18 protein-coding genes are annotated in these 20,221 nt (G+C 65.7%); 8 read left to right on the top strand and 10 right to left on the bottom strand.

Going from position 1 to position 20,221, the window contains the following annotated elements:
- The first annotated feature begins 7 nt into the window (after nt 1–7).
- Nucleotides 8–3,124, top strand: a complete 3,117-nt coding sequence (locus tag ABE472_RS13500) for an efflux RND transporter permease subunit (protein WP_346466468.1) — start codon at nt 8–10, stop codon at nt 3,122–3,124.
- Nucleotides 3,125–3,154: 30 nt separating this feature from the next.
- Here the strand turns inward: ABE472_RS13500 and ABE472_RS13505 are convergent, their stop codons facing one another.
- The 3 genes from ABE472_RS13505 to ABE472_RS13515 are packed head-to-tail and all read right to left on the bottom strand — an operon-like array spanning nt 3,155 to nt 5,907.
- Complete coding sequence (locus tag ABE472_RS13505) at nt 3,155–3,403, bottom strand: hypothetical protein (protein ID WP_346466434.1); 249 nt, start codon at nt 3,401–3,403, stop codon at nt 3,155–3,157.
- On the bottom strand, nt 3,400–4,746 hold the full coding sequence (locus ABE472_RS13510) for a TFIIB-type zinc ribbon-containing protein (RefSeq protein WP_313218460.1): 1,347 nt from the start codon (nt 4,744–4,746) through the stop codon (nt 3,400–3,402). Before ABE472_RS13510 ends, ABE472_RS13505 begins: the two co-directional genes overlap by 4 nt.
- 21 nt (nt 4,747–4,767) lie before the next feature.
- Nucleotides 4,768–5,907, bottom strand: coding sequence for an SPFH domain-containing protein (locus ABE472_RS13515; protein WP_123729339.1), 1,140 nt, complete (start codon nt 5,905–5,907; stop codon nt 4,768–4,770).
- Nucleotides 5,908–6,104: 197 nt separating this feature from the next.
- Here ABE472_RS13515 and ABE472_RS13520 point away from each other — a divergent pair, with 197 nt between their 5' ends.
- Together ABE472_RS13520 and ABE472_RS13525 are read left to right on the top strand one after the other, a co-directional pair.
- Complete coding sequence (locus ABE472_RS13520; RefSeq protein ID WP_123729332.1) at nt 6,105–6,731, top strand: sigma-70 family RNA polymerase sigma factor; 627 nt, start codon at nt 6,105–6,107, stop codon at nt 6,729–6,731.
- A complete protein-coding gene (locus ABE472_RS13525; RefSeq protein WP_313218456.1) occupies nt 6,728–7,402 on the top strand; it encodes a ChrR family anti-sigma-E factor in 675 nt (224 codons plus the stop codon). The genes ABE472_RS13520 and ABE472_RS13525 overlap by 4 nt, the downstream gene beginning before the upstream one ends.
- Here ABE472_RS13525 and ABE472_RS13530 read toward each other — a convergent pair.
- From ABE472_RS13530 to ABE472_RS13545, 4 genes are all read right to left on the bottom strand, one after another.
- Nucleotides 7,392–9,128, bottom strand: coding sequence for a sensor domain-containing phosphodiesterase (locus ABE472_RS13530; protein ID WP_346466435.1), 1,737 nt, complete (start codon nt 9,126–9,128; stop codon nt 7,392–7,394). The genes ABE472_RS13525 and ABE472_RS13530 overlap by 11 nt on opposite strands.
- A 126-nt stretch (nt 9,129–9,254) precedes the next feature.
- Complete coding sequence (locus tag ABE472_RS13535) at nt 9,255–10,841, bottom strand: SDR family oxidoreductase (RefSeq protein ID WP_121041068.1); 1,587 nt, start codon at nt 10,839–10,841, stop codon at nt 9,255–9,257.
- A gap of 207 nt (nt 10,842–11,048) precedes the next feature.
- Nucleotides 11,049–11,243 carry a hypothetical protein gene (locus ABE472_RS13540; protein ID WP_313209863.1) on the bottom strand — a complete coding sequence of 65 codons (195 nt, stop codon included), beginning with the start codon at nt 11,241–11,243 and terminating at the stop codon, nt 11,049–11,051.
- A gap of 6 nt (nt 11,244–11,249) precedes the next feature.
- Nucleotides 11,250–11,501, bottom strand: coding sequence for a hypothetical protein (locus ABE472_RS13545; protein WP_313209861.1), 252 nt, complete (start codon nt 11,499–11,501; stop codon nt 11,250–11,252).
- 182 nt (nt 11,502–11,683) lie between these two features.
- Here ABE472_RS13545 and ABE472_RS13550 point away from each other — a divergent pair, with 182 nt between their 5' ends.
- From ABE472_RS13550 to ABE472_RS13570, 5 genes are all read left to right on the top strand, one after another.
- Nucleotides 11,684–12,229 (top strand): sugar dehydrogenase complex small subunit, encoded by a 546-nt coding sequence (locus ABE472_RS13550; RefSeq protein ID WP_346466436.1) that lies wholly within the window; start codon nt 11,684–11,686, stop codon nt 12,227–12,229.
- A gap of 46 nt (nt 12,230–12,275) precedes the next feature.
- Nucleotides 12,276–13,916 (top strand): GMC family oxidoreductase, encoded by a 1,641-nt coding sequence (locus tag ABE472_RS13555; RefSeq protein ID WP_346462414.1) that lies wholly within the window; start codon nt 12,276–12,278, stop codon nt 13,914–13,916.
- Nucleotides 13,913–15,310: a cytochrome c gene (locus tag ABE472_RS13560; RefSeq protein WP_346466437.1), complete on the top strand. Its 1,398-nt coding sequence runs from the start codon at nt 13,913–13,915 to the stop codon at nt 15,308–15,310. Before ABE472_RS13555 ends, ABE472_RS13560 begins: the two co-directional genes overlap by 4 nt.
- Nucleotides 15,307–16,578, top strand: coding sequence for a carbohydrate porin (locus ABE472_RS13565; protein WP_346466438.1), 1,272 nt, complete (start codon nt 15,307–15,309; stop codon nt 16,576–16,578). The genes ABE472_RS13560 and ABE472_RS13565 overlap by 4 nt, the downstream gene beginning before the upstream one ends.
- Nucleotides 16,579–16,658: 80 nt before the next feature.
- Entirely contained in the window at nt 16,659–16,949 is a 291-nt protein-coding gene (locus ABE472_RS13570; RefSeq protein ID WP_313218445.1) for a hypothetical protein, read from the top strand.
- 44 nt (nt 16,950–16,993) lie between these two features.
- Here the strand turns inward: ABE472_RS13570 and ABE472_RS13575 are convergent, their stop codons facing one another.
- The 3 genes from ABE472_RS13575 to ABE472_RS13585 all read right to left on the bottom strand — a co-directional run bounded on the left by ABE472_RS13575 (nt 16,994) and on the right by ABE472_RS13585 (nt 20,156).
- Complete coding sequence (locus ABE472_RS13575) at nt 16,994–18,241, bottom strand: arsenic transporter (protein WP_346466439.1); 1,248 nt, start codon at nt 18,239–18,241, stop codon at nt 16,994–16,996.
- Between the two features lie 31 nt (nt 18,242–18,272).
- Nucleotides 18,273–19,502, bottom strand: a complete 1,230-nt coding sequence (locus ABE472_RS13580) for an MFS transporter (RefSeq protein WP_346466440.1) — start codon at nt 19,500–19,502, stop codon at nt 18,273–18,275.
- Nucleotides 19,503–19,685: 183 nt separating this feature from the next.
- A complete protein-coding gene (locus ABE472_RS13585) occupies nt 19,686–20,156 on the bottom strand; it encodes a hypothetical protein (RefSeq protein WP_265308006.1) in 471 nt (156 codons plus the stop codon).
- Nucleotides 20,157–20,221: the final 65 nt, after the last annotated feature.

A 20,221-nucleotide genomic window follows, 5' to 3' on the forward strand; every position in this document is an offset into this window, starting at 1 on the left:
GAATTCCATGGCACGTTTCTTCATTGATCGCCCCATCTTCGCGTGGGTGATTGCGATCATCATCATGCTCGCCGGTGGCCTGGCGGTGCTCAAGCTGCCGGTGTCGATGTACCCGGAAGTGGCACCGCCCACGCTGACGATCACGGCGATCTACCCGGGCGCGTCAGCCACGGTCATCGAGGAAACGGTCACCAAGGTTATCGAGCAGCACCTGACCGGCCTGGAGGGGATGTTGTACTTTTCGTCCCAGAGCTACTCCTACGGGGGCTACGCCACCATCAGCATCGTATTCGAGCCCGGCACGGACCTCGAGGCGATCCAGCCACACGTTCAGAATCGCGTACAGCGAGCGATGCCATCGCTGCCCGAGCAGGTGCAGAGACGCGGTGTCAACGTCTCCAAGTCCGGGGGGGACGTGCTGCAGATTCTGGGCTTCGTGTCCGAAGATGGCAGCATGGAGGCAGTCGATGTGGCCGATTACGTAGGCTCCTCCGTGGTGGATGTGATCAGCCGGGTGGAGGGCGTTGGCTTTGTGCACGAGTATGGCAGCAAGTATGCGATGCGGATCTGGCTGGATCCCGATCGCCTCCACGCCTATCGTTTGACGATCGACGAGATAGCGCAATCCATTCGCGCGCACAACGCGCAGATTGCGCTGGGCGAGATGGGCGGCGCGCCCGGCGTGGAGGCGCAGGCGATGACGGCATTCGTTGATGCGGGATCGCGTTTGTCCAGTGCTGCGCAATTCCGGGCGGTCATCCTGAGGGGGAATCCCGATGGAAGCCAGTTGCGGCTCGGTGATGTGGCCCGTGTTGAGCTCGGCGCGGAAAGTTACGATTTCGGCAACCGACTCAATGCTCGGCCTGCTGCAGCCATCGGAATCTACCTGGCTCCGGGGGCCAACGCACTGCGCACACGCAAGGCGGTAGACAAGGCGCTGGAAAGCATGGCCCCGGACATGCCAGCCGGGCTGAGCGTCGTGGTGCCTTATGACTCCGTGCCCTTCGTCAACGCCTCCATCCGCAGCGTCATCTCCACGTTGCTGGAGGCGATCGTGCTGGTGTTCCTGGTGATCTACCTGTTCCTTCAGAACTTCCGCGCGACCCTGATCCCGACGATCGCGGTGCCGGTGGTGCTGCTGGGCACGTTCGGCATCCTGGCCGCGCTGGGCTTCTCGGTGAACATGCTGACCATGTTCGCGATGGTGCTGGCGATCGGCCTGCTGGTCGATGACGCGATCGTGGTGGTGGAGAATGTCGAGCGGATCATGTCCGAGGAAGGCCTCTCGCCGCTGGAAGCCACGCGCAAATCGATGAGCCAGATCACCGGCGCGCTGGTCGGTATCGGGCTGGTGCTGTCGGCGGTGTTCGTGCCGATGGCCTTCATGAGTGGCGCCACCGGCGTCATCTACCGCCAGTTCTCGGTCACGATCGTCTCGGCCATGGCGCTGTCGGTGCTGGTCGCGATCGTGATCACCCCAGCGCTCTGCGCAACGCTGCTCAAGCCGATCAGGAAAGGTGGGCATTGTTCACCACCGGCAGGCGCGCTGGCCCGCGCATTCGGCAGGTTCAACAGGGGCTTTGAACGCACCAGCGCCACCTATCAGCGCGGGGTCGCCGGTCTATTGGCCCGCCCGTGGCGGAGCATGGCGTTGTTCGCACTGTTGTCCGGCGGGATGATCGTGCTTTTCATGCGGCTTCCCTCTTCGTTTCTGCCGACCGAAGACCAGGGAAGGCTGGTGGTACTTGTGCAGGGCCCGGCCGGTTCGACACTTACCCATACCGTGGCAGCGTTGAAAGCGGTGGAAAAGCACTTCCTGGAGGATGATCCGGTGGCCGAGGCCCTTCTCACCGTGGTCGGCTACAGCTACTCGGGGATGGGGCAGAACAACGGGCAGGCTTTCATACGCTTGAAGGACTGGTCCATGAGAGGGGGCGATGATGAGGCGGACAAGGTGGCGGAGCGGGCAAGGTCTGCGCTTGCCTCATACCCGGGGGCAACCTTCCATGTCCTGACGCCTGCCGCCATCCCTGCGTTGGGAACGGCCGCGGGATTCAGCTTCTTCCTGAGGGATGGCATTGGCCAGGGCCATGCCGCGCTGTTGGAGGCGCAGGACAGGCTGCTGGCACTGGCGCAGGCAAGTCCGACTCTTGCTGGCATGCGCGCCAATGGGTTGAGCGACATGCCTTCGCTGCAGGTGAACGTGGATGCCGAACGGGTTGCGGCGCTGGGGTTGTCGATCGATGAGGTCAACAGCACCCTGGCCACCGCTTGGGGGAGCCGTTATGTAGACGACTTCAACGACCGCGGTCGGCTCAAGCGCGTATACCTCCAAGCCGATGCGTCGTTCAGGACGAGCCCGGATGACTTCGCACTCTGGTCAGTGAGGAATGCTGCGGGGGAGATGGTGCCCTTCAGCTCGTTTGCTTCGATCGAATGGAGGCATTCCTCACCGAGACTGGAGCGCATCAACGGGATGCCCGCCAGAGAGATTCTGGGGGCAGCGGCCCCAGGGACAGGCTCCGGACGCGCGATCGCCGAGATCGAACGTCTTGCCCAGCAGCTACCACCGGGCTTCGGCATCGAATGGACCGGTACGGCACTGCAGGAAAACGGTGCGACGTTGCAGACTCCGCTGCTGTATACGCTGTCGCTGCTGATCGTGTTCCTGTGCCTGGCCGCCCTGTACGAAAGCTGGACCGTGCCGACCTCGGTGTTGCTGGTGGCGCCGCTGGGCATCCTCGGCGCGGTGCTGGCCAACACCTTCCGTGGCATGGAGCGCGACATCTACTTCCAGGTGGCGATGCTGACCACGGTGGGCCTGACTAGCAAGAACGCGATCCTGATCGTGGAGTTCGCCAAGGAAAACCTGGAGAAGGGCGCCGGCCTGATCGAAGCGACGATGCATGCCGTGCGCGACCGTCTGCGCCCGATCATCATGACCTCGCTGGCCTTCGGCCTGGGCGTGCTGCCGCTGGCGCTCGCCTCGGGTGCCGGTTCCGGCGCTCAGCGGGCGATTGGGACTGGCGTACTCGGCGGCATGATCGTGGGCACGCTGCTGGGTGTGTTCTTCGTCCCGCTGTTCTTCGTCATCGTGCAGCGGGGATTCAACCGAACGCCTTGATGCCATCTGCAGTCGATGCCGATGGAGGTGTCATCCATTGCGCTGCACCCGCGTTCGGTACGCCGCCACATTGTCACCGCGGATACGCCGTTCCTGCGTGCCCGTCACCGTATCGACCTTGCGGTCTGAACCGGTGACGGGCTTGGCCTCGATCGCGGTATCACGCTCGAACGCATGCGATTTGTCGGTATTGCGGTAGTACCGGTACAACGCCCAGTACAACGCCGTCGCGCCGGCGGGGCCGGCGGCAAGCAGCCAGAGTCCACTGTCATCGCTCATGAGGCAGCTACCAGGAAGAAGAGAACGAGGGCTTCAATGATCGTGCCGGTGGTGAGCGCGGCCAGCAGCAGCTTCCACTGCTGCACCGGCACGCTGCCCATGGTTTCACCGGTGCGGCCATTCACCGCGATGTAGTGCAGCATGCCGCCATTGCGGCCCGGCTGGTGGTACGAGTACAGCCAGACGGGCAGGTACATCGATACCCAGCGCGTCCCGTGCACATCCACGCGCTCGCGTTCCCAGCGCACGCCACGATCGTAGCGGCGTACCGAGCCCTCCACCTGGGCGCGGGCGATCGACAGCAGCTGGTCTTCCAGCCGTGGGCGCAGCTTTTCCACGTCGAGGTTGCGCTTTTCCGAGGTGAAGCCGGCCAGATAGGAGGCGTTCCACTTCAGGGCGTTCTTGGTATCGAACGGCAGGATCGCGTTGATGATGTTGTTGGTGTTGGTCTGCGTATCGAGGTTGCCACGCTCGGCCGAGGATTCCAGGGTGAGATCGTCCACGGTGAAATCCACCTGGCGATCCACCTGGTACACGTCGGCGTCGTAATACGTCTTCTTGTTCTTCTCGGTGCCGCGGGTGTACTGCCGCGTCTGGATCTCGCCCTTGCCGGAGACGCTGGCGCTGACATTGCTGTCCACCACCATGTAGGGCAGGTAGACGCCGGAGACATTCTCGGGCGTGAACTGATCCTTGAACGCCTTGAGCGCGAACAGGCGGCGCTTGTCCACGAACTGGCGGATCCGCGCGACCGCATCGTCCTTGCTGATATGGAACGGCAGTACCGCATCGGGCACCGCGCCGTTGGAGATCTGCTCGTTGACCCCGAACACATGCCGGCACCAGTGGCAGCGGGCGGTCATCGTGCTTTCGGTATTGATCGTGACTTCGGCGCCGCAACCGGTGCACTTGAAGCTCATCAGGCTGGCGGTATCGGCGGCGATGTCACGCGCGCCCGAGGCGATGACGGTGCCGCGCAGCTGGTCGATGCCTTCACCAAAGCCGAAGGCCTCCTCAACGCGCTCGCCGTGCCATTCGTGACGGCAGAACTGGCAGACCAGCACATCGGTGCCCAGCTTGAGCCGGATATCGCTGGAGCCGCACTTCGGGCAGCGGTTGAGGCCGTCCTTGAGTTCGGCCGCGGCGGTGTCCAGCGCGACCGGATCCGGGGCCTGCACCTCATCGCGGATGGGCTGGGGCAGGGTGGCCGGATCCACCGGGAAACTGCCCGGCAACGGCGGGACCTCCCGGGGCGAGCCCGGGCCGGAGACCGGCGCCGCCGGAGAGGGCGGCAACGGTGGCGGAGCCGCCGGGATCGGCGGTGGCATCTTGGGGTCGGACATGGTGTCGATGCGCTCGGTGTCTTACAGCCCCAGCGCCTTGGCCTTGAGCTTGTCGTAGTCGTCCTGGGTGATCAGGCCGAGGTCGAGCATCTCCTTGGCCTTCTTCAGCTTGGCGACCGGATCATCCGCCGCCGGAGCAACCGGCTGCTGCATGCCGCCGACCCCGAGCATGCCCGAGGCCATGCCCACGCCGACCAGGCCGGCAGCACCGCCGTTCTCGCCCGCCGACTGGATGCCCTGGGCAACACTGGCCTGCAGGTTGGAATTGCCACGCGAGCCGGCCAGCGCATCGGCGCGCTGCACGGTCTTGAGCAGCTCGCGGGTGTTGGCGTCGTACTCGATCGAGACAATGGCGGTCTTGACGATGGCCAGGCCACGGTCGGACTTCCACTGGTAGCCCTGCTCGACGGCAGCGGACAGGCTCTGTGCAAAGCCGAGCGAATCCTGCTGCAGCTTGGTGATGCGGTTGCCCTTGCCCGGGTCGTTCGTATACAGGCTGAAGGCTGGCGCGAGCGAGCCCACCACTTCATTGAACAGCTGGCTGGCGGCCGCGTTGTCCAGATCGGTGAAGTCGAACACCTGGCCCGGCTGCAGGTAGCTGGCGGGTACGAAATTCTTCACGAACAGGATCGGATCGACGATCTTCAGGGTGTACGAGCCGCGCGTGACCGCGCCGACCTGCGTGCCGAGGAAACCATCGTCCCAGTAGATTTCGGACTGCGTGCCGAAGCGGTTGTCCGGCAGTTCCTTCAGCGAGACGAAGAACGCCGCCTGCTGCGACCCCGGCTGGCCACCAAACTTGAAGCGTTCCCAGCTCTGCTTGATCAGCGGGCTGACGAAACCGTCGCCGGCGAAGATCGACTGCGAGTTCAGGTCATCCGAGCGCCATTCATAGCCACCCGGTTCGGCGACAAAGCCGGTGATGGCGCCGTCCTGGAACAGCAGCAGGCCGTACCCTTCGGGCACGACGATCTTCGAGCCGTTGGTGATGATGTTGGAGGAGGCGCTGGTGTTGGAGCCACGACCGGCATTGGTGCCGCGCGGCACCGCCGCAAACAGCGCTGCCGTGGAGGGCAGGCCCGTCGGCACGGTGTAGAAATCCTTCCACTGGTCGGCCAGAACGCCACCGACTGCCCCTGCCACTGCCTGACGAAGACCCATGACCCACTCCCTGCGATTCGTGGACGGGCACCGTGCCCGCCATGCTCGGCTGACTATATCAGCAGCCGGTGTATCGACAGTGGCGCCTCTGGCCCGGCCGCGGTGCCGGGTCCGGTAGCGGCTGCATCCAAACCGCGCGGCCGTCCGTACACACGTCCATGAAGCCCATGTCCCCGATCTGCCGGAACTCGCCTACGATGGACACTGACCCGTCCACCGCCAGGATGACGCCCTTCGAGGCAGCCCGGATGATTGCCGTTCCCGCTCAACCCGGCCCGGAGCTGAAAACCTGGGCGGCCGACATGGCCGGCGTCGCCACGTCGCGCGATCGGGAGTGCTTCATGCGCATCTACGATCATTTCATGCCGCGCCTGTGCCGCTACCTGAGTGGGCTGGGGGCGCCCGATGGCGTGGCCGAGGATCTGGCCCAGGAAGTGCTGCTGAAACTGTGGAACCGGGCCGAGCTCTATGATCCGGCGCGCAGCAGCCTGGGCACGTGGCTCTACCGGGTGGCGCGCAATCTGCATATCGACCGGGTACGTCGCGAACATATCTGGGTGCATGCCCATGAGGTGGTCGAGCAGGCGGCGGAGGAAGAGGATGGCGGTGGCTCTCTGGCCGAACGGCATACCGAGCACGTCAGGCTCAAGCAGCGGCTGGACGAACTCTCCGCAACGCAGGCCCGATTGATCCGGATGTCCTACTTCGAAGCAAAAACCCACGCCGAGATCGCCAACGAGCTGCATATGCCACTGGGCACTGTGAAATCCCATATCCGACGCGCGTTTCTTCAGCTGCAGTCCTTGATGGGAGAGCGGCAGTGAACCCTCGTCACCATCTGGACCCGACCACCGTCCTGGGCTTTGCCACCGGCACCTTGGCGCCGGAAATGTCCGTGGTCGCCGCCGCGCACCTGGAAGCCTGCGCCCACTGCCGGCAGCACCTGCGCTCGGCCGAACGGGTGGGCGGACTGCTGCTGGAGCAGCAGTTGTCGCCGCCTTCGGCAGAGGATCGCCAGGCCGCACTGCGGCAGACCATGCTGGAGCGCCTGGATACTGCCGCGCCTGCGGGTGGCGTGCAGGACCAAACGGTGGCCCGCAGCGCCGCTGGTTACGATCCGGATCAACTGCCGGCCGCGCTGGCACCGCATTTCGGGACGTCCTACCGCTCGCTGAAATGGCGGTGGATGGCCCCGGGTGTCCACTGCATCCGTGCACCGGCGCACCCCTCGTTGATCATGCTCAAGATCGCCCCCGGCAAATGCCTGCCCATGCACAGCCATGGCAACAGCGAGCTGACCCAGATTCTCCGCGGCGCCTATGACGATTCCCTGGGGCATTTCGCCCCCGGCGATGTGGCCGATCTGGACAGCGACGTCGAGCATCAGCCCGTGACCACCCCCGGTGTGGCGTGCATCTGTGTGTCAGCGCTGGATGCGCCGCTGGTCTTCAGCGGGTGGTTCGCGCGCAAGCTGCAGCAGGTGTTCAAACTCTGACGGGGCGCGGTGTGATCGCGGCCTGTTCGAACACCTGCATCACCGCGGCCGGCGCCATGGGCCGGGCAAGCAGGTAGCCCTGAACTTCGTCGATCCCCATGTTTGCCAGCACGTCCATCTGCGCCTCCTGCTCAACTCCTTCGGCCACGGTCAGATAGCCCAGCTCGTGCGCAAGATGATGGATGGCCGAAACTTTGGCGCGGGCGCGCGAGCTGCTGGCGATGCCATCGACCAGTGACTTGTCCAGCTTGACGGTGTGGATGGGAAGGTCGGACAGGTAGCTGAAATTGCTGTAGCCACTGCCGAAGTCATCGATCGCCACCGTGATGCCGGCCTGTGCCATCGCCGCGATGTGGCCGATGGCCGGCGACCCCGGACGCAGCCATTCGCCTTCGGTGATCTCCAGTTCGATCATCGAAAACGGCAGCGCCCTGTGCTCAAGCTTGCTGCGGATGTCCTGCCAGGCCGAGGCATTGGACAGATAGCTGCTGGACAGGTTGATCGAGACCGGAATGTCCTGCCCTTGGGCGCGCCACGCCCGGACCTGATCCAGCGCCGTGCCCAGTACCCAGTTGGTCACCTCATCCATCAGTGCGGTCCGCTCGAAAACCGGAATGAACTCGCCCGGGCTGATCGGCCCCAGGGTGGGGTGGTTCCACCGGATCAACGCTTCGGCCGAGACCGGGCGCCGACCGTCAAGGGTGAAGCGCGGCTGGTAGTCCAGATGGAAGTCGCCGTTCTGCAGGCCGCGTTCGGCATCCGAGGCCAGACGGTAGGCGCGGTGCATCTTCTCGTCGCGCTGTGCGGAATACCAGCAGAATGGCTGCCGCGCATCGAACGCGCCCTGCATGCTCACCAGCAGCCGCCGCAGCAGGTCATGGCTGTCCTGCTCATCCGTATCGACCGCACAGATACCCGCATGGAAGCGGGGGGACATCGGGACGGCGGCGGCCATCAACGGACGCAACATGCGCGTCCTCAGCTCCAGGACCAGGCTCTCGACGTGGCCTGCCGTCGGCATCTCGACCACGAAGGCAAACCGGGTCACTCCGACGTGGTACACGGTCGCCACGTCCTCCAGCGCGGTGCGCAGCCGGACGCCGGCACGCCGGATCAGTGCTTCCAACGGGCGCAGGCCCAACACCTGGCCGACCTGGCTGGCACGCGGAATATCCAGCACGTCCACCGCGACGGCGTAAGCCGTTCCTTCCGCGCAGCGCGAAAGAACGCCTGGCAGATCCGTATGAAACTGGTGCCGGCTGGGCAGGCCACTGACCGGGTCGAGGTTGCCGGAGAGGTTGCGTAGTTCCAGTTGCGCGATCACCAGCTCGCCCAGAGTGGCCAACTGCTCCTGATCCCGCTCGTCAAAGGTGCGCGGGCGGGTGTCCATGACGCACAGCGCACCGATGGCCACGCCATTTTTGGCCACCAGCGGCGCGCCCGCATAGAAACGCAGGTGGGGACTGTGCGTCACCAGCGGGTTGTCGCGGAAACGCGGATCCTGCTCGAGGTCCGGGACGACCAGGACGCCGCCGGAGGTGACGGCGTGGGCGCAGATCGACGAGCGGATGTCGGTCTGCGCCATGGGCAGACCGATCCGGGAAATGAAGCGCTGCTTTACATCCCCCAGGACCGAGACGAAGGCCACCGGCGCGTTGAACGTGTAGCCGGCAAGCGCGGTGATCCGGTCCAGCGCGGGCAACGACGCCACGCCGTCGACCTGCATGGCGCAAAGCACCGCGCGTCTTTCATCCAGGGGGGAGGGTGGGGGGCTCATTTCGTATCGACTGGGGGCCGGGCGCAAGCGGCCCGCTGTCCACTCTATACGCACCGAACGCGGTTCCGGATGCAGTTACCAGTCCGTGGGCGCGTAGTCCTTCAGGAACTGGCCCCAGACGTGTTCGCCGGTGTTGAACCCGTGGATGATCGGATCGACGATGCGCGCGGCGCCGTCGACGATATCCAGCGGCGGGTGGAAGCGTTCTTCCTTCACCTTCTTGGCCGCGATGTCCGCCGGATCCTCGTCGGTCACCCAACCGGTGTCGACGCTGTTCATGTGGATGCCGTCGTTCTGGTAATCGGCCGCCGAGGTGCGCGTCATCATGTTCAGCGCGGCCTTGGCCATGTTGGTATGCGGGTGGCGGGTGGTCTTGAAGTTGCGGTAGAACTGCCCCTCCATCGCCGAGACGTTCACGATGTGCTTGTCACGCTCGGGCGTGCGCAGCATCAGCGGCTTCAGGCGCGCATTGATGATGAACGGCGCGATGGCGTTGACCAGCTGGGTTTCCAGCAGCTCGACCGACGGCACTTCGGCCATCAGCATGCGCCAGGAGTTGCGACCGCGCAGATCCACCTGCTGCAGGTCCTGATCCAGCCGGCCATCCGGGAACAGGTGCTGCTGGGCGACCAGCTCGTCCTCCAGCAGCGGCACCTGCGACAGCTCGGCGGCACGGGTCAGGCCATTGGCGGCGTTGAAATCGCGCCCCTGGACCACCGGCAGCGCGGCCGAGGCGGTGGTGCCGAGCAGTTCGGCACTGCGCAGCCCCTCGTAATCGCCGATCAGCTTGCGCAGCGTCTCGGGTACCTCATGCAGCGCGGCGGTTTCGCCGGCCATCATGTGCGCATAGAACTGCGGCGGTCGGCGCACGGTCTGGCAGGCGTTGTTGATGATGAAATCCAGGCGCGAACGGGTGGCCAGCAGCTCGTTGCAGAAGGCCTCCACGCTCGGGGTATGGCGCAGGTCCAGGCCGTACACCTGCAGGCGGTGGCCCCACACGCCGAAGTCCGGCTCTTCGGCGTAACGCGCGGCCGAATCCCGCGGGAAGCGCGTGGTCACGATCAGTTCGGCACCGGCCCGCAGCAGCTTCAGGCCTGCCTGGTAGCCGATCTTGACCCGGCCGCCGGTCAGCAACGCGACGCGACCGGTCAGGTCCGCCGTCTCGGTGCGCTTGACGAAGTTCAGCTCGGCGCAGGCCGGGCACATCTGGTCATAGAAGTGGTGCAGCTGGGTAAACTTCTGCTTGCACACGTAGCAGTGGCGCAGTTCCGGGGAATGCACCGGTTCCGGCGTGGCTGCCGCATTCTCGCCGTTGGAGGCGTCATGCAGACCGGCCGCGTGCGGCGGGAAGTAGTTCGGGGTGCTGAATACCGGCTTGCGGCGCAGGGCGCGGATACCGGTCTGCGCCAGCAGCGCCTCGGATTTGGCCACCTTTTCCTGATGCCGCGCCTTGGCCTGCTGCTTCAGCTTGGCCCGGCGGGCCTTGGGCTCGGGGTGATACACCTTGGCCACCACCTGGTGCAGGCGGACGCGATCAGCCTCGGGCAGCGTATCGAGCACGCTGCGGTCGGCTTCGATGGCCTCCAGCAGGTCCAGCGCGGTGCGCAGGCGGTCGGTCAGGGGCAGGTCGTCGTCGGCAAGGGGCAGGGCGGTGGTATTCAATTCAGATCCGGGAAAAGCGGCAGGATGACGGGCATGGGGCGCCGCGCGACGGCCCCTGAGGGGGCATCCGCCAGCAGCCCGGGGCATACGGTGGGAGGCTATTGTCCCTGATCCTGGGATTTGGTGCTGATCAGGCGGCACCCATGCAGCCTGATGTGCAGATGGCCGTGGGGGTCATTGCAGCTGGTTGCCTCCGGCCTGGGGGCTTCAGCGCACCTGGAGCGAAGCCTGCAGCGCCGTCGCCAGCGCCGCGTCACCATTCACCAGCTCGGTCCACTTCAACGTGAGGCCGTTCCGTTTGCCCTTGGACACCAGCTTCATCCCGTCTGGATCGATGGTCAGCGTATAGGTCTCGTCGCCGATCTGGACTTCCCGGCGCAGTGGTTTATCGAGTGGCGTCATGACGTGCTACGGCTTCGGCGGCGCTGCGTGTTTCGGCTCCGCGGAGCTCTCGGTGCCATGGCCGGAGTCCTGCTCCTCGGAGGCCGCCGTGCCACTGCCACCCCCGGGCACGTTACGCGCGGCCTCACCACCCGCAGGCGCCGTCGCGGCGGCAGGCTGCTCGATCGCATCGGCATGCTGGCCTTGCTCGTTACGCTCATCCTGGCTGCAGGCCGACAGCGCGAGGGTCGCGAGGGCACTCAACAACACGATTCGCATGGCGATTCTCCTGCAGTGATGACGAATCCGGTTTGTAGCGCCGACGCCGTTGGCGATGCGTGATCACCCCGTTGATCACTCTTTGACGACAACCGCATGGAGTACCCTTGCCGCCGTAGATGCTTAGCCGTTCCGTGGTCTACGGGCGGGGAGCCGGCGTGTTACGGAGCAGAGTTCACATCATGAGTATTCCCGAGGGATTGGACGGGCATCGTCGGGGGCAGGGCCTCACACGACGAGGCTTCCTTCTTGCGGTCGGTTCGGTGTCGCTGCTCGCGGCCTGCCGTGACAAAGCGCCTGCGGTGGCAGCGCCGGCTGCCACATTGCCTGCGGCAAAGACCGACACCGCCTTCCTCGACCTCTCTCATGCCCTGACCGGCAAGACCGATCTGGACCCGGCCACGGCCGACCGGATCGAACAGGCGTTTGCCACCCTTCAGCCAGCGCTGCATGCGCAGTTCCCCGCCTTGGTCACCCTGGCAGGACAGGTCAGTGGCGCGCAGGCGCTGATCGCGGCCGCTGGCGATGCCAAGCCCGCGGCCTTGGCCATCATCACCGCGTGGTACACGGGCACCGTTGGCAAAGGCGTGCATGCCGTGACCGTGTCCTACCGCGATGCGCTGATGCAGCGCTGCGTGGATGACGGTCTTTCACCGCCGACCTACGCCCAAGGTGGCCCCGCCTGGTGGACCGCTGAGCCGCCGGCCCCGATTCGCGCCCACGCCTGAGCCTGCGCGGTCCTTTTTTCCCTGTTATCGATCTGGAACCCCTCCCATGAAAGCTCCGGTTTTCCGTGATGGCGACGCCGATGCCGACGTCGTGATCGTCGGTTCGGGCGTTGTCGGTGCATTGATCGCCCACCAATTGGTGCGCGCCGGCAAATCGGTCCTGGTCCTTGAGGCCGGCCCCCGTCTGAACCGTTCCGACGTGGTCGAGAACTGGCGCAACGTCAGCTTCGAACGGCGCATCGGCAGCGATTTCCAAGGGCCGTTCCCGCAATCGAAATTCGCCACGGCGCCACTGTACTTCCCCGCCAACGACTACGTCGGCCTGACCGGCCCCGATGCCAGCAGCTTCCATCAGGGCTTCATCAAGGCGGTCGGTGGCACCACCTGGCATTGGGCTGCCTCCTGCTGGCGCCATCTGCCGGTCGATTTCAAGATGCAGTCCGCCTACGGGGTCGGCCGCGATTGGCCGATCAGCTACGAGGACATCGAGCCGTACTACTGCCGCGCTGAAGAGGCCATGGGCGTCTCCGGGCCGAACGACCCCGCGCAGCAGAGCCCCTCGGAGCGCTCCAGGCCGTACCTGGCCGACATGATTCCGTGGGGCAACGGCGACAAGGTGTTTGCCGAGGTAGTCAATCCGCACGGCTACAACCTGGTGCCGATTCCGCAGGGGCGCATGATCAAGCCCTGGAATGATCGCCCCGCGTGCTGTGGCAACAACAACTGCCAGCCGATCTGCCCGATCGGGGCCATGTACAACGGCGTCCACACCGTGCAGGCCGCCGAAGCGCTGGGCGCCAAGGTGCTGGCCGAAGCGGTGGCGTACAAAATCGACACCGATGCGCAGAACCGGGTCACCGCCATCCACTGGTATGACAGCGACAAGGTCAGCCACAAGGCTACCGGCCGCAGTTTCGTGATCGCCTGCAACGCGCTGGAAACGCCACGCCTGCTGCTGCTCGCTGCCAACGAACAGAACCCGAACGGCATCGCCAATTCGTCCGACCAGGTCGGGCGCAACATGCTGGACCACTCCGGCTTCCACTGCTCCTTCATTGCGGACCGCCCGATCTGGCTGGGGCGTGGCCCGGCGCAGTCCAGCTGCATGGTCGGGCCACGCGATGGCGCGTTCCGGTCGGAGTATTCGGCGACCAAGATCATCCTCAACAACATCAGCCGGGTGGCGATCGCCACCGACCAGGCGTTGAAGATGGGGCTGGCCGGTGAGGCGCTGGACGCGGAAATCCGACGGCGCGCGATCTACGGCGTGGACCTGTCGATCAGCCTGGAGCCGCTGCCCGACCCGACCAACCGCCTGACGCTGTCCACGACCCGCGTCGATGGCCACGGCCTGGCGTGCCCGGACATCCATTACTCGCTGGGCGACTACGCGCGCAAGGGCTACGACAAATCCTGCGAGCAGCTGCGGCACATCGGCAAGCTGTTCAACGCCGAAGAATTCGTGATCACCACGGCGCTCAATGCCAACAACCACATCATGGGCTCGACCATCATGGGCGCGGACCCGCGCGATTCCGTGGTGGATGGCGATTGCCGCGCGCATGATCACCCGAACCTCTGGCTCCCAGGTGGCAGCGCGATGGTCTCGGCCAGCGTCGTCAACAGCACCTTGACCATGGCCGCGCTGGCCCTGCGCGCGGCCGATGCCATCGAGCGTGCGGCATGAAGACCTTCCTGCTCATCGCATTGGGCCTGCTGGCCGGCGTCAGCCACACCGCGCGCGCCGACGACGCCGTCGAACGTGGGCGCTACCTGTCCGTGGCGGCGGACTGCGTGGCGTGCCACACCAGCCCGAAGCAGGGCAAGCCCTACGCCGGCGGCTACGCGATCGCCTCGCCGCTGGGTGAGATCTGGGCGAGCAACATCACCCCGTCCGCGTCCCACGGCATTGGCAACTACACGGAGGCCGATTTCGCCAAGGCGGTCCGCGAGGGCGTGCGCAAGGATGGTGCCCGTCTGTATCCGGCGATGCCGTACACCTCGTACGCCAAGCTGACCGACGAGGACATCCACGCGCTGTACGTCTACTTCATGCAGGCGGTCGCCCCGGTCGATGAGGAGGCACGTACCACCGAACTGCCATTCCCCTTCAGCGTGCGCTCGTCCATGGCGGTGTGGAATCTGCTGTTCCTCGACAAGACCCCCTTCAAACCTGATCCGGCGCAGAGTGCCCAGTGGAATCGGGGTGCCTACCTGGTGGAAGGGTTGGCGCACTGCTCCAGCTGCCACAGTCCACGCGGCCTGATGATGCAGGAAGTGGGCGGCAAGGCCTTTGCCGGTGGTTCGCTGGGCGATTGGTACGCGCCCAACATCACCTCGCATCCGATCAGCGGGATCGGCGGGTGGACCGATGACGAACTGGCCCAGTACCTGAAGACCGGCCGAGCTGAAGGCAAGGGGCAGGCCGGTGGCGGCATGGCCGAGGCGGTGACGAACAGCCTTTCCAAACTGCGCGACGAAGACATCAGCGCGATCGTGACCTATCTGCGGACGGTGCCGGCGGTGGCCGACAAGGACGCCACCCGCGCGGCCTTTGCCTGGGGCGATGCCGCCACGGCGCCGGGCGAGCCCGCGATTCGCGGCACGGACGCGCCCATCGCCTCGGGTGCGGTGCTGTATTCCGGCCTCTGCGCCAGCTGCCATGGCTCGCGTGGCGAGGGCAGCAACGACGGCTACTACCCGTCGCTGGTGCACAACAGCACCGTGGGCATGGTCCGGCCACAGAATCTGGTCGCCACCATCATCGGCGGCATCGACCGCGAAGTGGATGGCGAACATGTACTGATGCCGCATTTCTCCGAGGGCTCGTACGTGCAGGCGCTGAGTGACGCGGACATCGCGGCCGTCGCCACGTACGTGCGGACCACCTTCGGCCCGGGTGACCAGGTCACCGAAGCGCAGGTCGCGTTGATCCGCGACGGCGGTGAGAAGCCGCTGCTGGCCAAGATCGCGCGCCTGTGGCTACCGTTGCTCATCCTGGGGCTTGCGGCTTTCGTGGTGGTGATCCTGCTGGTGCGACGCGCGTGGACCAGGCGCAAGCAGCGGAGGGCTTCGGCATGAAGCGCCCCTCCTTCGTTGTAAGCCTCGGGCTGATGGCCTCCGCGGCCGTCTTGCCGGCATGGGCAGCTGAACCAGAGGTCCCCAAACCCAAGGCCGTGGACACCATTGCCCAGACACCGCTCAGTGCGGACTGGGCGGCCCGCATCTGGCTGCAGGACCGTGGCGTGACCCCGAGCGCCCGCATCGTGATCGCCACGGGCGTCAACAGCGATGGCTACAAGGGTACCGGCTGGTCCACGGCCGAGCACGTTGATTTCGGTGCCATGATCGATACCGGCAAGGCCTTCGGTTTCGACGGCACGATGCGGGTGGTGTTCTCCGACCGCTTCGGCAATGCGGTCAATGACCGCTCGACCGGTTCCTACGTGCAGAACCAGGCGTTCTATGGCCAAGGGCAGAACCTGCGCTTCAACGAGCTCTCCTACGAGCGCTGGCTGCTGGACAAGCGGTTGAGCCTGAAGGGCGGCTTCTACTCGATGGGCAACGACTTCGGCGGCTTGCCGTACACCTGCAATTTCAACAACAACGGCCAGTGTGGTCATCCGCTGGGCCCGATCTACAGCTCCGGTTGGCTGGACAATCCGACCGGCCAGTGGGGCCTGCGGGTGAAGTGGGCTGATCCCTCGGGCTGGTACGCACAGACCGGCATTTACGATGTCGTGCCGATGCGCAAGCAGGAGGGCAGTGGCTTCCGCGTGTCCGACCGTGGCAAGACCGGCCTGTTCCTGCCCGTGGAAGTGGGCTACAGCCACGGCAACACCGGCGAGCATTACGGTGGCACCTACAAGGTCGGCTATTACCTTGACACGTCCAACGCGGACGACATCGGCAATCCGGCCGCACCGCGCGCGTCGCATCGCAGCGGTTCGTACATCCAGCTGGCGCAGCGAGTGCTGAAGCCCGAAGGCGACACCGTGCGGGGTCTGTCGGTATTCGGCGTGGCCACGCGTGCGGATGCCAGGACCGGCCTCATGCGGTACTCGTGGGAAGCCGGCCTGAGCTGGCGCGGTGTGGTGGCATCCCGCGAGGATGATGTGCTGAGCCTGGCGTGGACCCGGCTGGACATCTCCGACCGCCTTGCCCAGTACCAGCGCATCACCGGCAAGGACGTGCAGAGCAACGAGCAGTTCGTGGAGCTCAATTACGGTGTGCAGGTCACTCCGTGGCTGATCCTGCGGCCTGCGGTGCAGTATGTAGCCCGTCCCGGGGCGTATGAGAGCCGCCCGGACAGCTGGGTGTTCACGCTGCAGGCGCAGGCCACCCTGTGATCACGGCACGGTCGTCCAGTGCACGCACGCTCCACAGCGGGCTCACTAAAGTGGGTGCCACTTCATCGAGGCTGGCACGCGTGAACCTGCAGACGACCGTTTCCCTTCCGTTCCCCCGTCGCGCGATGCCCGACAGCTGCCACTTCGACCTGCTGGATGTGAGCGCGCTGCAGGACCCCTGCAGCGGCCGCATCGTCCACCTGTATTCGATGGTGGCGCGCTGCCTGTCATGTGAGGTGATCTTCAAGGCGCAGGAAGGCGCTGGCTTTGTCAGTACCTCGGCCGCGCGGGTACTGCGTTGCCCGACCGGCTGCGGCCAGCAGTCACTGAAAGCCGCCACGCTGCGCCAGTGGACCCCGAACGCCGCCTGACCCGGGTTGGGGCGTCATGGCAGCGCCACGACGCCATCGCATCGCTACAGCAGCAGCAACGCCGCGATGAGCGCTGGCGGCATCACCAGTAGTCCCAGCTTGAAGAACTGCAGGGCGCTGACGTTCTCGCCCTCCCGACGGAGCGCGACCAGCCACAGCATCGTCGCCAGCGATCCCGTCACCGACAGGTTCGGACCCAGATCGACACCGATGAGCAGCGCCGCGCGGCTCTGCGCCGGCAGCTCCGCCATCTGCCCCAGCGAGCCGGCCACCAGCCCGATGGGCAGGTTGTTGGCCAGATTGCTCGCCACCGCTGCCGCGATCCCTGCCACCCAGCTGGCTTCCGAAGGCGAGGTCCGTGCCAGCGCATCCAATGCGTGCGCCGCCGTGCGGATCACCCCGGTCTGGGCAACGGCTTCGACCAGCACGAACAGGCCAGCCACCAGGGGCAGCACCCCCCAGGCGACGTGACGCAGTATCGGCAGCGGGCTGCGACGCTGGCGCAGGCGAACCGCCGCCAAGGTGAGCGCACCTGCGCAGAAGGTCGTCACGCCGAGCGGGCCGTTCATCGCCGAGGTCACCAGCAGCACGATGCCGGTGAGCCCGACACCGATGGCACACAGGCGACCGCCCTCGGACAGGGCGCGGTGCTCGATCCGCTCCGCCAGCGGGTGCGCGATCTCACGGCGCTGAGCCAGGCGCAGCACCAGATACGTCATGGTGATCGCCGCCAGCGACGGCAGGCTGAACTGCCGCAGCCACTCCGGCAGCGAGGGCATGTGGCTGCCGAACACGACCAGGTTGGCGGGGTTGGAGATCGGCAGCACGAAGCTGGCTGCGTTGGCAATGAACGCGCAGACGAACAGGTAGGGCAGGGGATTGGCACGGGCCGCTTTGCAGGCCGCGTAAACCGCCGGTGTCAGCACCACGGCGGTGGCGTCGTTGGACAGGAAAATGGTCACCAGCGTGCCAACCAGGAAGACCAGATCAAACAGGCGCCGCCCGGATCCCTTGGCGTGCTGGACGGCATACATGGCCAGCCAGTCGAACAGGCCTTCGTGACGCGCCAGCTCGGCCAGCACCATCATGCCGATCAGGAACAGGTAGACGTCGCCGCCTTCGGCCACCGCCCCGATGGCAGTGGGGATGGGCACCAGACCTGTCGCCACCAGCACCACGGCAGCGCCCAGTGCCCAGACATACTCGGGGATCCGCCAAGGACGAAAGATGACACCGCTGGTGGCAACGGCGGTCACCATCCAGATGATCAGGGAGGTTGTGGGGACGTGCATGCATGGCTCAGGAATAACGCAGTGGCTGGCGTCAGGTCGCGTCCGTCGGTGCTGCCACCGTGGAAGCGCGGCCTGTGTGAGGTCGGGTCTCCGGCATGGCCATTGCCAGCACGAAGGCCAGGGCTGCAATCGCCGCCAGGGTCAGGAACGCGACATCATACCCAGCGAACTGCACGATCACCCCGGCCAAGCCCGGACTGAGCGCAGCACCCAGCCCGAAGACCGTCGAGACTGCACCGAGCGTGACGTTGAATCGGCCGGTTCCCTGGGTCAGATCACTGACCATGACGGGGAGCAGCGCCCCGAAGATACCCGCACCGATGCCATCCAGCAGTTGCACGCCCAGCAGCCATGCCGGCGCATCGGACAGTGGGTAAAGCACGCCACGGATCGGCAGGATCAGAAAGCCGGCCAACAGCAGTGGCTTGCGTCCCCACACATCGGCCCGTGTTCCGACCAGCATCGCGGCCGGCACCATGACCAGTTGTGCCGCGACGATGCACGCCGCCGTCAAGGTGGTGGCCAACGCAGGGTTGGTATGGGAGAGTTTCTGACCGACCAGGGGCAGCATCGCCGCGTTGGCCAGGTGGAACAGCGCACAGCACGCTGCCAGCATGAGCAGGGTACGGTCGCGCAGGAGCATGCCAAAGGAGGATGGCCCCGGCTGTCGCTCCGGTGCGGCCGGCGATCCGCGCGCCTGCGCATGGTCAATGGCTTTGGCCGGCACCATCAGCACCGCGGCCACGCTGGCCAGGGTGAGTGCGGCCATCAGGTAGAACACCACGACCGGGCCTCCGATGTACGCCAGCCCCCCGGCCAGGACCGCCGCAACGGCGTTCCCTGCGTGATTGAACGTCTCATTGCGACCCATGCGCCGCGCGAACGCCCGTGGCCCGACGATGCCCAGCGAGATGGCCGCGATCGCCGGGGCAAAGACGGTACCCGCGACGGCGCTGACAGCCTGGGTCGCGGCCACGAGCGTGAACGAGGTGATCCACGGCAGCACGACGCAACTGCCGGTGACCAGAAGGGCAGCGATGACGACCGTGGCCCGCTTGGCGTTGACCCGATCCATCAGCGCGCCTGCCGGCGTCTGCGCCAGCAGGGCAGCGAGTCCCGCCACCGTCATCACCAGGCCGATGCTGGCTGGGTCCCATTTGTGCACGGCCAACAGGTAGATCGCAAGATACGGCCCCAATCCATCGCGGACATCGGCCAGGAAAAAGTTCACGGCGTCGAGCGCGCGATCAGCCGCGCGCACGGGCAAGGGGGCAGGGGGAGGTGGGTTCACGTGCGTTGGCTCGATGCTCGCTGGGTCAGCCCCGATGCCGGTGGGGCGCGCATGTTATGCGCGTCCGCCTGTGATGGTCGTGTGGCGCCACACGCAGAAGAGCCCCGGAATCTCCAGGGCTCTGGGTACCATGTGCTTCAGACCGACCGGGTTTTACAGCCCCCACTTCTCCGGGTCGGCGTGCTTCTCTTTGTAGATCACACCCGAGAAGTCCACATGGAGCTCGGTCCACTCGCCACCCTTACGGCGTGCGAGTACTTCGAAGTGCTTGGGCTTGCGCGCGGGTTCGCCGGTTGGCGTCCAGCCATCCTTCTTCACTGCGGCCACGGCGACACGAGGGTCCGCCGGCCCCTCCGGGTGACGATGCTTGGGGCCGTGATGCGGCTTCTTGTGCTCCACCTCTACAAAGCTGCCGCCCTTCCTGGCGATACGGGCCACTTTGATTTCCGACGGACGCTGTTCCCCTTCCAGCCTGACGGCAACGCCTTCCTTGAGCGCAAACGCCTCTGCCCCTTTGGGGCCGAGGTCTGCCAGATACGCCTGATCGTTGCAGATCAGGGTGAAGCGGTGCGCGAACACGTGTTCGATGACGCCGGCGAGGGCGACCTTTTCATGGTGCGGCATGCATTTCTCCTGAGAGCGCCCAACCGCGGGCGCTCTGGATCAATGCGTCTGTCCGCCACAGATTC

The organism is Stenotrophomonas sp. TWI809 (genome assembly GCF_039673205.1).
Lineage (GTDB): Bacteria > Pseudomonadota > Gammaproteobacteria > Xanthomonadales > Xanthomonadaceae > Stenotrophomonas.

Bases quoted from the DNA above. Each gene is read 5' to 3' on its own strand.
- ABE472_RS13505 (WP_346466434.1), bottom strand. From the start codon at position 3,403: ATGAGCGATGACAGTGGACTCTGGCTGCTTGCCGCCGGCCCCGCCGGC.
- ABE472_RS13510 (WP_313218460.1), bottom strand. From the start codon at position 4,746: ATGTCCGACCCCAAGATGCCACCGCCGATCCCGGCGGCTCCGCCACCG.
- ABE472_RS13565 (WP_346466438.1), top strand. From the start codon at position 15,307: ATGAAGCGCCCCTCCTTCGTTGTAAGCCTCGGGCTGATGGCCTCCGCG.
- ABE472_RS13560 (WP_346466437.1), top strand. From the start codon at position 13,913: ATGAAGACCTTCCTGCTCATCGCATTGGGCCTGCTGGCCGGCGTCAGC.
- ABE472_RS13585 (WP_265308006.1), bottom strand. From the start codon at position 20,156: ATGCCGCACCATGAAAAGGTCGCCCTCGCCGGCGTCATCGAACACGTG.
- ABE472_RS13520 (WP_123729332.1), top strand. From the start codon at position 6,105: ATGGACACTGACCCGTCCACCGCCAGGATGACGCCCTTCGAGGCAGCC.
- ABE472_RS13550 (WP_346466436.1), top strand. From the start codon at position 11,684: ATGAGTATTCCCGAGGGATTGGACGGGCATCGTCGGGGGCAGGGCCTC.
- ABE472_RS13575 (WP_346466439.1), bottom strand. From the start codon at position 18,241: ATGCACGTCCCCACAACCTCCCTGATCATCTGGATGGTGACCGCCGTT.
- ABE472_RS13515 (WP_123729339.1), bottom strand. From the start codon at position 5,907: ATGGGTCTTCGTCAGGCAGTGGCAGGGGCAGTCGGTGGCGTTCTGGCC.
- ABE472_RS13530 (WP_346466435.1), bottom strand. From the start codon at position 9,128: ATGCAGGTCGACGGCGTGGCGTCGTTGCCCGCGCTGGACCGGATCACC.
- ABE472_RS13540 (WP_313209863.1), bottom strand. From the start codon at position 11,243: ATGACGCCACTCGATAAACCACTGCGCCGGGAAGTCCAGATCGGCGAC.
- ABE472_RS13545 (WP_313209861.1), bottom strand. From the start codon at position 11,501: ATGCGAATCGTGTTGTTGAGTGCCCTCGCGACCCTCGCGCTGTCGGCC.
- ABE472_RS13555 (WP_346462414.1), top strand. From the start codon at position 12,276: ATGAAAGCTCCGGTTTTCCGTGATGGCGACGCCGATGCCGACGTCGTG.
- ABE472_RS13500 (WP_346466468.1), top strand. From the start codon at position 8: ATGGCACGTTTCTTCATTGATCGCCCCATCTTCGCGTGGGTGATTGCG.